The following is a 13,168-nucleotide window of genomic DNA, read 5'->3' on the forward strand; positions in this document are numbered from 1 at the left end:
GTTATTCCTCAATCTCATTCAGGTTTCGCCCTGACAGCGCGGCTTTCACCGTCGAGTCCAGGCGGCGGGCGGCGAACGCATCAGTCACCTGCGACAGACGCTTGGTCTGCAGCTCGATGGCCGGGCCGTCATCGCCCTTCATCAATTCACGAAGCTCTTCCATCTGCAGGTCGATGACCATGCGCTCTTCGGCATCGAGCAAGCGATCGCCATCGGCCTGCAACGCGCCTTCAACGGCTTCGAGCAAACGCTGGGCGTCGACCTGCTGTTCACGCAACGCGCGAGCCACCATGTCGTCACTGGCGTACTGGAAGGAGTCCTTGAGCATGCGGGTGATTTCACCGTCAGTCAGCCCATACGAAGGCTTGACCTGAATGCTCGACTCAACGCCGGATGCCAGCTCGCGGGCGGACACGCTGAGCAGGCCATCGGCGTCGACCTGGAAGGTCACGCGGATTTTCGCGGCGCCGGCGACCATCGCGGGAATGCCACGCAGGTCAAAACGCGCCAGTGAACGGCAGTCGCTGATCAATTCACGCTCGCCTTGCAGCACGTGAATCATCATGGCCGACTGGCCGTCTTTGTAAGTGGTGAATTCCTGGGCGCGGGCCACCGGGATCGTGGTGTTGCGCGGAATGACCTTCTCCATCAGCCCGCCCATGGTCTCCAGCCCCAGGGACAACGGGATCACGTCGAGCAGCAGCAGCTCACCGCCATCGCGCTTGTTGCCTGCCAGCGTATCGGCCTGGATCGCAGCGCCGATGGCGACTACCTGATCCGGGTCGATCTCGGTCAACGGTTGACGGCCAAACAGTTCGGCCACCGCTTCGCGAACTCGCGGCACACGGGTGGAGCCGCCCACCATGACCACGGCTTCGACTTCATCCAGCTCAATGCCGCAATCACGAACGGCGCGACGGCAGGCTTTGAGGCTGCGGGCGATCATTGGCTCAATGAGGGCATCGAATGCGGCGCGGGTCAGTACACCCTGCCAGTCGCCATGGACGACATCGACCGAATCGGCGTCAGTCAGGGATTCCTTCGCCGCGCATGCCGTCTGCATCAGACGGCGCTGGGCAGCCGGGTCGAGATCGTCGGACAGACCGGCTTCAGCAATGATCCAGGTCGCGATGGCGTGGTCGAAATCATCACCGCCCAGCGCGCTGTCGCCACCGGTCGCCATGACTTCAAACACGCCGCCGGTCAGGCGCAGAATCGAGATATCGAAGGTGCCGCCACCCAGATCGTAAATAGCAACCACACCTTCGGCGTTTTGATCCAGCCCGTACGCCACGGCAGCCGCCGTGGGCTCGTTAAGCAGGCGAAGAACGGTAAGGCCCGCCAGCTTTGCGGCGTCTTTGGTGGCCTGACGCTGGGCGTCATCGAAATAAGCGGGAACGGTGATGACCGCGCCGACCAGCTCGCCACCCAGGGTTTCCTCAGCACGCTGACGCAGCACCTTGAGGATGTCCGCCGACACTTCAACCGGGCTCTTCGGGCCCTGCACGGTTTCAATGAACGGCATGTGGGACTCGCCGCCGGTGAAGCGGTAAGGCAACTGCCCACCCAAATGCTTCACATCGGAAATCCCGCGACCCATGAGGCGCTTGACGGAAATGATGGTGTTCAGCGGATCGGTCGCTGCAGCGTCCTTGGCCGACTGGCCGACTTCGACCCGCTCGGCGTGATAGCGAACGGCAGACGGCAGGATGACCTGACCGTTTTGGTCGGGAAGCGGCTCACTGATGCCGCTGCGCAGGGCAGCCACCAAGGAATTGGTCGTGCCGAGATCAATCCCGACAGCCAGACGACGCTGATGAGGTTTTGGAGCTTGGCCGGGTTCGGCGATCTGCAGTAGAGCCATTGCTTTTCTGATATCACTGGCGAGCCGCCCCAGAAGGACGGCGCGGGGTTAATCGTCGAGGCGCTCTTCGAGCTGGCGCACTTCGTAGGAGAGCTTGTCGAGGAACTGCATGCGACGCATCAGCCTTTCAGCCTGATCACGCTGTGCAGCATCGTCCCAACAGGCCGCGAAGCTTTCGTTCAGTTCTTCCTGGGCAACCTTCAGCCGGCGCTTGAATACCGCGACACCTGCCAGATCCGCTTCGTCCTGCAGGTCTTCGAGCTCTTCGCGCCATTGCATCTGCTGCATCAGAAACTCGGGATCCTGCACGGTGACTTCCAGCGGAACTTCACCCTTCAGCGCCAACAGGTAACGCGCCCTTTTAGGCGCATTCTTCAGGGTTTGGTAGGCGTCGTTCAGACTGGCGGAGCGCTCCAGCGCAACCCGTTGCTCAGCCTCGGGGGCGTCGGCAAAACGGTCGGGGTGCACGCTCCGGGCGAGCTCACGGTAACGCGTCGCCAGCAGATCGAGATCCAGATTGAAGCCCGGCTGCAGGTCGAACAAAGCAAAGTGACAAGGAGTACCCACGATAAGCCTCAGACGTTGAAGCTTTCGCCGCAGCCACATTCACCGCGCGAGTTGGGATTGTTGAACTTGAAGCCTTCGTTCAACCCTTCCTTGACGAAATCGAGCTCGGTGCCGTCGAGATAGACCAGGCTTTTGGGATCGATGATCACCTTGACGCCGTGGTACTCGAACACCGTGTCTTCGCTTTCAGGCTCATCGACGAACTCGAGCACGTACGCAAGGCCTGAACAACCGGTCGTGCGAACGCCCAGACGAATGCCGTCACCCTTGCCACGCCCATCGAGGGAGCGACGCACATGGTTGGCGGCTGCTTCGGTCATGCTGATAGCCATCGGAACTCCTTACCTCACGCAAGTTACTTAACGCAGCGGAACATGCTCTGTTTAGAGCAGGCCTTTCTTCTGCTTGTAGTCGCGAACGGCCGCCTTGATGGCGTCTTCAGCGAGTACGGAGCAGTGGATTTTCACCGGCGGCAGGGCCAGTTCTTCGGCCAGCTGAGTGTTCTTGATGGTCTCTGCTTCATCCAGAGTCTTGCCTTTCATCCACTCGGTGGCCAGGGAGCTCGACGCGATGGCAGAGCCGCAGCCGTAGGTCTTGAACTTGGCGTCTTCGATGATGCCCTGCTCGTTGACTTTGATCTGCAGACGCATGACGTCGCCGCACGCCGGCGCGCCGACCATGCCGGTGCCGACATCAGGGTCTTCCGCGTTCATCTTGCCGACGTTGCGCGGATTTTCGTAGTGGTCAATGACCTTTTCGCTGTAAGCCATGGTGCAATCCTCATCAGATACAACACGTCGCTCTCACGACACTTGGAAAACCCGGTTTTCAAAGTGCCGCATGAAATGGCGACTTTGAATTAGTGCGCCGCCCACTCGATCTTGGAGATGTCGACGCCATCTTTGAACATGTCCCACAGCGGCGACAAGGCGCGCAGCTTGGTGACGGCCTCGCAGACTTTCTGCGCGGCGTAGTCGATCTCTTCTTCAGTGGTAAAGCGACCGAAGGTGAAACGGATCGAGCTGTGTGCCAGCTCATCGTTGCGACCCAGGGCACGCAGCACGTAGGAAGGTTCCAGCGAAGCCGAGGTGCACGCGGAGCCTGACGAAACCGCCAGATCCTTGAGCGCCATGATCAGCGACTCGCCTTCTACATAATTGAAGCTCAGGTTGAGGTTGTGCGGCACACGGGCAGTCATGCTGCCGTTGACGTACAGCTCTTCCAGATGCGCGACCTGTTGATAGAAGCGATCGCTCAAGGCTTTGACACGAACGTTCTCGGCAGCCATGTCTTCTTTGGCAACACGGAACGCTTCGCCCATGCCGACGATCTGGTGCGTCGCCAGCGTGCCGGAACGCATGCCACGCTCGTGACCACCACCGTGCATGGCCGCTTCGATGCGAACCCGTGGCTTGCGGCTGACCCACAATGCGCCAATACCTTTCGGACCGTAGGTCTTGTGGGCCGAGAACGACATCAGATCAACTTTGAGGTTGGCCAGGTCGATTTCAACCTTGCCGGTGGACTGCGCCGCATCGACGTGGAAGAGAACACCGCGGGAACGGGTCATCTCGCCAATCGCCGCGATGTCGTTGACCGTACCGATCTCGTTATTGACGTGCATGATCGAGACCAGAATGGTGTCGTCGCGCATCACCGCCTCAATCATGGCCGGAGTGATCAGGCCATCTTCGGTCGGTTCGAGGTAGGTGATTTCAAAGCCTTCACGCTCAAGCTGACGCATGGTGTCGAGCACGGCTTTATGTTCGATCTTGCTGGTGATCAGGTGCTTGCCTTTGGAGGCATAAAAATGCGCAGCGCCCTTGATCGCGAGGTTGTCGGATTCGGTAGCACCGGAGGTCCAGACGATTTCGCGAGGGTCGGCGTTGACAAGATCGGCCACCTGACGGCGAGCGTTCTCAACCGCTTCCTCAGCTTTCCAGCCAAAGACGTGGGAGCGCGACGCCGGGTTACCGAAGTTGCCATCCATCAGCAAGCAGTCGCTCATTTTCTGCGCAACACGCGGGTCGACCGGGGTGGTCGCGGAATAATCGAGGTAAATCGGCAATCTCATTGAATATCTCCTATCAGGCAGGCGCGCCGCGCGTTCATCTGCGTTCACTCAACGGCGGATGTTTCAATCTTGTCCAGTGGCTGCGTCTTGCTACCGCAACGGCGCAGATCCTGACGTTGGGCGACTTCTTGCACTTCACGGCGAGTGACGAGGTCGGCCAGGCTGATACCGCTTAGAAATTCGTGAATCTGCTGACTGAGGTCGCACCACAAATGGTGGGTCAGACAGGTATCGCCAGCATGGCAGTCACCGAGCCCCTGGCAGCGCGTCGCGTCAACCGACTCGTTGACGGCGTCGATCACCTGCGCCACTTGAATACCCTGCATGTCGCGGGACAGCTGATAACCGCCGCCGGGACCACGCACGCTGGACACAAGGCTGCCGCGGCGCAGCTTGGCGAACAGTTGCTCGAGGTAGGAAAGGGAAATCCCTTGCCGCTCGGAGATATCGGCCAGAGACACTGGCCCATGCTGCGCATGCAATGCAAGGTCGAGCATGGCAGTGACAGCGTATCGGCCTTTTGTAGTCAGTCGCATGACGTGTACCGCGGAGGTTCGGAATGGGGGCGAGTATGCTATTCCCGAGTATTTAAGTCAACTATAAGACCTAGCGGGATAGTCGGGATTACCCGCAAAAGCGCGGCCGCATCATAGCAAAACGCGCCAGGGATTGGCACATGTGCCGCCTGCAGGCGCGCGCTGCCTTATTTGGTGGGAGCATCAGTTTCGGAACGCTCTTTCATGCATTCGAAGACTTCCTGACGCAGCTCCGGCAACTCCTTCTCGCGGTATTCACCGCCCAGGCTCTTCAATGCCTTGCCCATGTCTTCCACGCGCACGTCCATCGCTTGCAGGTGATCGAGCAATTGGCCGATCGCGCGCGCCACTGGATCCGGCATGTCCTCGCTGACGCCATAAGCATCGAAGCCGAGCTTTTCGGCGATGGCCTTGCGCTTTGCTTGCGCCTCGTCGTCAGACTTGACGATAATCCGTCCCGGAATACCCACCACCGTTGCACCCGCCGGCACAGGCTTGGTCACGACTGCGTTAGAACCGACCTTTGCGCCCGCGCCTACCGTGAACGGGCCGAGCACCTTGGCGCCCGCACCGACCACCACGCCAGACTCCAGGGTCGGATGGCGCTTGCCTTTGTTCCAACTGGTACCGCCCAGGGTCACACCCTGGTAGAGGGTCACGTCATCGCCGATCTCGGCGGTTTCGCCGATGACAATGCCCATCCCGTGATCGATGAAAAAGCGCCGGCCGACCTTCGCGCCCGGATGGATCTCGATCCCCGTCAGCCAGCGGCCGAAGTTGGAGACCATGCGTGCTGGCCATTTCAGCTCGTTGCGCCACAGCCACCCGGACAACCGATGCAGCCAGATGGCGTGCATGCCGGGATAGCAGGTGAGCACTTCAAAGGCGTTTCGAGCCGCCGGGTCACGATGAAACACGCTTTGAATGTCTTCCCGCAAACGCTCGAACATCACTGATCCTTCCGCTTGTAGGGTTCGCCGTTCGCCGCTTTCTGGGTTTCGGTGAGGATGCCGCGCAAGATGCTCATCTCGGATCGATTCACCGCAGAGCGGCCGTAAAGACGACGCAGCCGGGCCATCAAGTGACGCGGCTTCTCGGGATCAAGGAAGCCGATGGTGACCAGCGTGGACTGAAGATGCTCATAGAATTTCTCCATCTCATCCATGGTGGCCAGTTCGGTACTGCGCACCGAGTTCACCTCAAACTTCTCCACCTTGCTTGCCTGTCCGTCGGCGGCAAGCCAGGCCATACGGGTTTCGTAACTCAACACCTGCACGGCGGCGGCGAGATTCAACGAGCTGAATTCCGGGTCCGAGGGGATGTGCACGTGGTAATGACAGCGCTGCAGCTCTTCGTTGGTCAGGCCGGCGTACTCACGACCGAACACCAATGCGATCTCTTCGCCCAGCGCGGCATGCTCGACGGTCTTGACGCCCGCCTCGCGAGGGTCTAGCAGCGGCCAGGGAATGCGGCGATCCCGCGCGCTGGTGCCCAATACCAGGTTGCAACCCACCAACGCATCTTCCAGCGTCGCCACGACCTGCGCGCCCTCCAGAATGTCGCCCGCCCCAGATGCCCGCGCATCGGCTTCATGGTGGGGAAACATGGCGGGATCAACCAGCACCAGACGCGAAAGGCCCATGTTTTTCATGGCACGTGCGGCGCCACCGATATTTCCGGGATGGCTGGTACCGACCAGGACGACACGAATATTTTGCAGCACTGGTGAAGTCTCGCTAGCAGGTGAAAAGGGGGACGAATGTTACAGAAGCGCTTGCTTCAACGCCACGAACCTTGCGCCTCACGCAAGGGATGCGCCACTAAAACGGCACAGAGCATCGCCGAGTTGCTCACGCCAAGCCGACCGGACGCGCGGCAAAGTCTGCACTCGCGCTGGAAATCATCCAAGAGAACCAATAGAATGGCCGGCTCTCTTTAACGACCTAGGTGATCCATCCATGCAGCCCATGCTGAATATCGCGCTGCGCGCCGCCCGCAGCGCCAGCGAATTGATTTTCCGCTCCATCGAGCGCCTGGATACCATCAAGGTCGACGAAAAAGACGCGAAAGATTACGTAACCGAAATCGATCGCGCCGCCGAGCAGAGCATCATCACTGCCCTGCGCAAGGCGTATCCAACCCACGGCATCCTTGGCGAAGAAAGCGGCCTGCATGAAGGCAGCGGCGAAGGCACCGACTACCTCTGGATCATCGATCCGCTCGACGGCACCACCAACTTCGTGCGTGGCGTTCCTCACTTCGCCGTCAGCATCGCGTGCAAATACCGCGGCCGCCTGGAACACGCCGTTGTTCTGGACCCGGTCCGTCAGGAAGAATTCACCGCCAGCCGCGGTCGCGGCGCTGCCCTGAACGGCCGTCGTCTGCGCGTCAGCCCGCGCAAGAGCCTTGAAGGCGCACTGCTCGGCACAGGTTTCCCGTTCCGCGAGAACCAACTCGACAACCTCGATAACTACATGAACATGTTCCGTTCGCTGGTGGGCCAGACTGCTGGCATCCGTCGCGCCGGCGCCGCGAGCTTGGACTTGGCTTACGTGGCTGCGGGCCGTTTCGATGCGTTCTGGGAATCGGGTCTGTCGGAGTGGGACATGGCCGCAGGCGCCCTGCTGATTCAGGAAGCAGGCGGTCTGGTCAGTGACTTCAACGGCGGTCACGACTTCCTTGAAAAGGGCCACATCGTTGCGGGCAACACCAAATGCTTCAAAGCGGTGCTGACCTCGATCGCTCCGTTTGTGCCGACGTCGCTGAAGCGTTAAGCCAAGCGGACTGTACAAAAAACCGGCCATGTGCCGGTTTTTTTATTGCGTAATTCTCCGCCCGCTCAGCTCTTGCGACAGGGCAACGAAGTTGCGCAGCGGCGGCTGTGGATTAAAGCTTGGGCATACCAGCGTTATTGGTGCGTGCAACCGAGGCTTTGCGTCAGCGATCCGGCAATACACCACGCTTTCCTTGTGCACATCGCGCATCGACCCCGGCACGATAGAGATGCCCGCGCCCGCGGCGACAAGGCTGACGTTGGTGAGCATACGCTCAACCTCAAAGGCGACCTTCGGATTGAAACCGGCGTTCAAACAGGCCTTGATCAGGTTGGCGTACATCCCGGGGGCACCCGGACGACGGACCAGGATGAATTGCTCGTCGGCCAGATCGAGGAGCGAAATAACAGGCGGCCCCTGGTCTGCCTGATGCCCGGTCAACAAGCGATGCCCTACCGGTAACGTCAGCAGCATCTCTTCGTTCAGCAGCCGGTAAAAAGCGATGCTCTGATGTCGGCTGACGGGCGCCCGCAAGATGCCGACGTCAACGCTGCCATCAATGGCCGACTCGGTCAGCTGCTGCGCGCTGCCCTCCCTCAGCGAAACCGCCACTCCAGGGAAACGCTCACGGTAAGCACGAATGATCCGGGGAATCAGCGGATGGGCAGCGGCCGAGCTGGTGAAACCGATGGTCAGTTGCCCCTCGATGCCGTGGGCGGCGCGCGAAGCCTTGAGCGAACCTTCCTTGACCCTCGCCAGAATGTCCTGCGCCTCTTGCAGGAAAACCTGCCCGCCCGCAGTGAGATCCACCCCTTTGGGATGGCGCTTGAACAGCTCGAAACCCAGCTCGTCCTCCAGCGCCCGGATCTGCTGGCTCAGCGGCGGCTGCTGCATATTCAGGCGTGCTGCGGCGCGGGTGAAATGTCGTTCCTCAGCCACCATGACGAAATAGCGCAGATGACGAAGCTCCATGATGGTCTATCTCGCTACGGGGTTTATGATTGCCGTCGATCTACGCGACGTTGGCCAGCAAGCGTGCCCAATCGCCAAACCACTGGCAAGGCGCGCTCATAACAATAAACATGCCCACTCCGGAACCCGATGCCTCTCAGGCTTCTGCGCAGCACAACTCTGCATCTTCTTGTCGCCATCCTCAGTGGCGCGCTGCTTGGCGCCCTTAATCCGCCGCTCGCGGTAGAGATGAAACCGTTGAGCGACGGCTTCATTCGCGTTATTGGCTGGCTGATGCCATTTATGATGTTTCTGCTGATCGCATCCGGCGTCGCGGGTTTGCGCCTCGGGCAACGGGGGCTGGCAGCCAGGCTATTGGTCTATTTTCAAGCCATGGCGCTGTTGTCGCTGTCCCTGGCATGCGTGATCGCCGGCTTGATGCAACCCGGCAGCCACGCGGCGTCGGAGGCTTCCTGGCTGCCGAACAGTCTGGATAGCCTGCGCTTCTCTTCGACAACCCTCTCATGGACAGGGATTGGCGCCACCCTTGCCGACGCACTCATGCACAATCCCGTCTTGCAAATCATGCTCGCGGGCCTGCTGACCGGAGCATGGATAGCGCACGCCCGCGGCCATCGAAGGGCGGACGCGCTGCGACTCCTGCTGGAACGAATCGTCGAGCAGCTCTTCAGGTGCCTGAGGCTGATACTGCGCTTCGCGCCCCTCGCCGCTTTCGGCGCCATTGCTTTCACCATCGGCAAGTTCGGGCTCGGTTCAGCGTTGCCGCTGCTCAAGTTTGTCGCGGTCATGTACCTGGCCTGTGGCGCGTTCGTTCTACTGGTACTCGCGCCGATAGCGCGGGCTTCGGGGACTTCGCTGTGGTCACTGGTGCTGCACCTGAAGGATGACTTGCTGCTGGTGACTTTCACGGGTTCTTCGGTAGCGGCGCTTCCCGGCCTGATCGAAAAGATGCAGGGCCTGGGGTGTGAGCGGCAGTTGAGCCGCCTGGTGTTGACCACCGGTTATACCTTCAACCTCGCCGGTTCGAATATCTACCTGATCACAGCCGTGCTTTTTCTGGCTCAGATGTCGGGCATCGACCTGACGGCGGCGAACTGGATGACCTTGCTGCTGATTTCAATGGTGACCTCCCTGGGGTCGACCAGCATGGCGGGGTCGGCATTTTTTACGTTGATTGCCACCCTGAATCTGTTCCAAATGGTGCCCGTGGAGAGTGTCGGTTTGCTGTTGGGTGTGGAACGACTGATGAAGTGCCGCGTGCTGACCAACGTGCTGGGGAATTGCGTGGCCTGCCTCGCCATCGCACGGTGGCAAAACACAAAGCGGGTTGATTCAGCCCCTACGGCGATTCACGGCGAAGCACCGCAGGACTGACCTGCTTGCCCAGGCACTGAGATAAACGGCTACAAGCCGGGGCGCAGCAACGATTCCTCGCTACGCCCCTTCACCATTCATCCCTTGGAGGAAAGCAACTTCTCGAACGCTCGATCCAGGTTTCCTTCGGCCTGGGTCAGCTTTTCGCGGCGCTCACGCAACCATGCCTGGTCCCCATCGAGGGTTTTGTGCGCTTCAGCCAGCATGCGCTTAACCTCCTCCGGTTGCGGACCGCCAGTGCCCTTTCGTGTCTTCACCATGTTCTCCGGCGAGAGTGAAGCGCGGAACGTCGCCTCATCCAGCGGCAAGGTGTTTTGCTTCCACTGATACTTGTCCGCCGCCTGGGTGTAGAGCGTCTGCGCATCGGCGTAGGGGAAGGTCTTCGGAGTAAGCCCTTCACTGCGGGCCTGTTCGACGATCAACGAAGCGAAACTATGGCCGATCCGAAAGGGAACCTTCTGCGTGCGTTCCAGCGTGTCGGCCAGTTCCATGGAGGTCGTCCACTCATTCTCCAGCTCTTCCCGCGCTCGCTGGGGATTGACCTGCAGCGCATCGATCACTGCGTCCATTGCCCCGAACATCTCCTTAGTCGAATCGAACACGCCGAGAGAATCGAAAGCGAATTTATAGTCGGTCATGCCGGTAGTGACGTTATGGGCCCGCAGCGTGACCGTCTGCGCCAGTCCCACGACGTCCGACGCCGATTCACGGGCACGCATGAGCAACCCCGGATTACGCTTCTGGGGCATCGCACTGCTGGTGTAGGTCTTTTCCTCATCCAGTAGCAACCACGGACGAATCTGGTGGTACTGCGTGTGGATATCGCCAATCAGTGCGCCTACCCGGATGGCCGACGAGGACGCGATGCCCACAGCCTCGATCGGGATGTCGTACGTCGAAACCTGACTCGAATCCAGTGAGTTCTCCCGCACGCCGTCGAAGCCCAATAGTTCGGCGAGCCGCTCGCGGTTGAGCGGGTACGCTGAGTTCGCCAGTACTGCCGTGCCCATCGGACTTTGATTCAAGCGCTGGTACAACTCGCGAATGCGCTGTCCGTCACGATCAAACGCTGCCTCGTACGCCAGCAGGTAGTGCGCGTAGGTGATCGGCATGGCCTGGACGCCGTTGGTGTAGGCGGGAATCAGCGTGTCGATGTTCTTGTCGGCGAGATCCAACAAGCGCTTGCGTGTAGCGTTCAGCGCTTCGCTGTACGCCAGCACATCGGTGCGCAACTTCGCCAGACGATAGGTGGCCAGCATGTCTTGGCGACTGCGGCCGGAGTGAATCAGCGAGGCCTCGGGCCCGATTTTGTCGGTCATGATTGCTTCAAGCTGCAACACATCGGTGGGCCGCTTGCCATTGGGCTGGTCCGCCTGATCGATGGCGAAGCGCACACCCGTGGCGATCTTCTGACCCATCTCGGGCTTGACGATGCCTTCTTCAGTGAGCATCACGATCGACGCCTTGTTAATCCTGTTCAGCCATGAAAACTGGCTGTCGGTGTTGCTGCCTCGGGCTTTCGTTTTTTCAACGGTCGCCCCGATTTTCGCGGCTTGAGCGGCGCATTCCTCGGTGGTTTTGCAGGGCACCTCGGCGGTGTTGGCTGCGTACGCGCCATAACTGGTGCTCAATACGCAGGCGACGGCCAGATGAAGAAGGGTTTTTGTTGTGGGCATTTCAGGCTCCAGTGCGGCAGTTGCCGAGGGTGCGTTGTCGTGATGAGTGCGGAGGATGCGCAGCGGCTATAGCAGCGGCAGCGTGTAGCTGACGATGACGCGGTTCTGGTCGATGTCGTTGCCGCCATTACTGCGGTAGCTGCCGTTGCGCCACTTCAGTTCGAGGTTCTTCAACGCACCGCTCTGGAATACATAGGCGATGTCGGTGTTGCGCTCCCACTCGGTGCCTTCTCTGGCGCCGCGGGCAAAGTTGTCGCCTTTGAGGTAGCGACTCATGAAGCTCAGACCGGGCAGTCCGACCGCTGCAAAGTCATAGTCGTATCGCGCCTGCCAGGAACGCTCTTCGGGGTTGGCAAAGTCCGGGGAAATCATGACGTAGTTGACGAGAAACGAGTCGGTTCCGGCCAGGTGGGGAAACCCGGTCTCGCCGTTCATGCGCTGGTACGCAACGCCGAAGCCATGACCACCGACGCTGTAGGTGAACTTCGCGCCAACGGCTGTGTTGTCGATGTTGGTATTGCCGTCCTTGAGCGAACGGGCGTATCGAAGATCACTCTTGAGCGACTGCGACTCACCGAGCGGGACGCTGTGCAGCAGCGTCACGATATGCTGCTTGTAGTTGTTTTCCAGACCGCCGTAGTTATAGGACGTGGTGAGGCCTTTGCTCCAGTTGTAGCTCGCGCTGGCGAAGTCGAACTTGTCGCTGGGGCGCCCGCCCTTGATACCCTTGGCCTCGGCCTCGATGTCTTCATGGCCACTGTCGTTGCGTTCGGTATTGCTGGTCAGCCGCCCCACATTGAGCGTCATGTCGGACACGTCTTTTGAGGTCAACTGGGCGCCACGAAAGGTCTGCGGCAGCAGGCGTCCGTCGTTGGGCAGGACGGTCGGCAGCTTGGGCAACAAGGTGCCCACGCGCAGCACGCTCTTGGCCATCCGCGCTTTGGCGGTCACACCTGATCGGCCGTAATCGTCGGGTGCCTTGTCGTCACCGACCGGCAGGAGTCCACTGTTGCGGCGGTCAGGTCCGGAGTCCAGTTTCAAACCGAAGAGGCCAATGGCATCCACGCCAAACCCTACCGTGCCATCGGTAAATCCCGACTCATAGTTGAGGATCAGACCTTGCGCCCACTCGTCGCGCTTAGACTGAGGCGCGCCGTCCTGGTGGTAATCGCTGTTGAAGTAGAAGTTTCGAAATTCCAGATCCGCTTTGCTGTCTTCAAAAAAGTCAGCTTCCGCGAAACCGGGTAAAGCAAGGCTCAGTCCGAGGGCAGCAGACGTGAGCCCTAGAGACATTGGGCTTTTGTGCATTGTTATATCCCGTTGGGTCCAGC

Annotated in this window: 13 protein-coding genes; 2 read left to right on the forward strand and 11 right to left on the reverse strand. The window is 60.1% G+C overall.

What is annotated here, in order from left to right; all coding sequences use genetic code 11:
- Position 1: 1 nt before the first annotated feature.
- The 8 genes from hscA to trmJ all read right to left on the reverse strand — a co-directional run bounded on the left by hscA (position 2) and on the right by trmJ (position 6,764).
- On the reverse strand, positions 2–1,864 hold the full coding sequence (gene hscA / locus AC0Z8Z_RS08665) for a Fe-S protein assembly chaperone HscA (RefSeq protein ID WP_485618821.1): 1,863 nt from the start codon (positions 1,862–1,864) through the stop codon (positions 2–4).
- 48 nt (positions 1,865–1,912) lie between these two features.
- Positions 1,913–2,431 carry a co-chaperone HscB gene (gene hscB, locus AC0Z8Z_RS08670; protein WP_074886345.1) on the reverse strand — a complete coding sequence of 173 codons (519 nt, stop codon included), beginning with the start codon at positions 2,429–2,431 and terminating at the stop codon, positions 1,913–1,915.
- Positions 2,432–2,439: 8 nt separating this feature from the next.
- Positions 2,440–2,763: an iron-sulfur cluster assembly protein IscA gene (gene iscA, locus AC0Z8Z_RS08675; RefSeq protein WP_065990022.1), complete on the reverse strand. Its 324-nt coding sequence runs from the start codon at positions 2,761–2,763 to the stop codon at positions 2,440–2,442.
- A 51-nt stretch (positions 2,764–2,814) separates the two neighbouring features.
- Complete coding sequence (iscU, locus tag AC0Z8Z_RS08680; protein WP_062383507.1) at positions 2,815–3,201, reverse strand: Fe-S cluster assembly scaffold IscU; 387 nt, start codon at positions 3,199–3,201, stop codon at positions 2,815–2,817.
- A gap of 89 nt (positions 3,202–3,290) precedes the next feature.
- A complete protein-coding gene (locus AC0Z8Z_RS08685) occupies positions 3,291–4,505 on the reverse strand; it encodes an IscS subfamily cysteine desulfurase (RefSeq protein WP_122535020.1) in 1,215 nt (404 codons plus the stop codon).
- 44 nt (positions 4,506–4,549) lie between these two features.
- Complete coding sequence (iscR, locus tag AC0Z8Z_RS08690; RefSeq protein WP_122535019.1) at positions 4,550–5,041, reverse strand: Fe-S cluster assembly transcriptional regulator IscR; 492 nt, start codon at positions 5,039–5,041, stop codon at positions 4,550–4,552.
- Positions 5,042–5,208: 167 nt separating this feature from the next.
- The gene (cysE, locus tag AC0Z8Z_RS08695) at positions 5,209–5,991 is read right to left on the reverse strand and encodes a serine O-acetyltransferase (RefSeq protein WP_122535018.1); all 783 of its coding nucleotides are present in this window, start codon (positions 5,989–5,991) and stop codon (positions 5,209–5,211) included.
- Complete coding sequence (gene trmJ, locus AC0Z8Z_RS08700) at positions 5,991–6,764, reverse strand: tRNA (cytosine(32)/uridine(32)-2'-O)-methyltransferase TrmJ (protein ID WP_122623401.1); 774 nt, start codon at positions 6,762–6,764, stop codon at positions 5,991–5,993. The genes cysE and trmJ overlap by 1 nt, the downstream gene beginning before the upstream one ends.
- Before the next feature lie 235 nt (positions 6,765–6,999).
- Here trmJ and suhB point away from each other — a divergent pair, with 235 nt between their 5' ends.
- On the forward strand, positions 7,000–7,815 hold the full coding sequence (gene suhB, locus AC0Z8Z_RS08705; protein ID WP_065990032.1) for a type III secretion system regulator SuhB: 816 nt from the start codon (positions 7,000–7,002) through the stop codon (positions 7,813–7,815).
- Between the two features lie 42 nt (positions 7,816–7,857).
- Here the strand turns inward: suhB and AC0Z8Z_RS08710 are convergent, their stop codons facing one another.
- A complete protein-coding gene (locus tag AC0Z8Z_RS08710; protein ID WP_485618822.1) occupies positions 7,858–8,787 on the reverse strand; it encodes a LysR substrate-binding domain-containing protein in 930 nt (309 codons plus the stop codon).
- Positions 8,788–8,916: 129 nt separating this feature from the next.
- On the opposite strand from AC0Z8Z_RS08710, the gene AC0Z8Z_RS08715 reads away from it, so the two are divergent.
- Entirely contained in the window at positions 8,917–10,161 is a 1,245-nt protein-coding gene (locus AC0Z8Z_RS08715) for a cation:dicarboxylate symporter family transporter (RefSeq protein ID WP_485618823.1), read from the forward strand.
- Between the two features lie 77 nt (positions 10,162–10,238).
- Here the strand turns inward: AC0Z8Z_RS08715 and AC0Z8Z_RS08720 are convergent, their stop codons facing one another.
- Positions 10,239–11,837 carry an argininosuccinate lyase gene (locus tag AC0Z8Z_RS08720; protein ID WP_485618824.1) on the reverse strand — a complete coding sequence of 533 codons (1,599 nt, stop codon included), beginning with the start codon at positions 11,835–11,837 and terminating at the stop codon, positions 10,239–10,241.
- A gap of 66 nt (positions 11,838–11,903) precedes the next feature.
- A complete protein-coding gene (locus tag AC0Z8Z_RS08725) occupies positions 11,904–13,145 on the reverse strand; it encodes an OprD family porin (protein WP_172610814.1) in 1,242 nt (413 codons plus the stop codon).
- Positions 13,146–13,168 lie beyond the last annotated feature (23 nt).

It is taken from the genome of Pseudomonas sp. 1L-C-7-B-C1 (assembly GCF_057291635.1).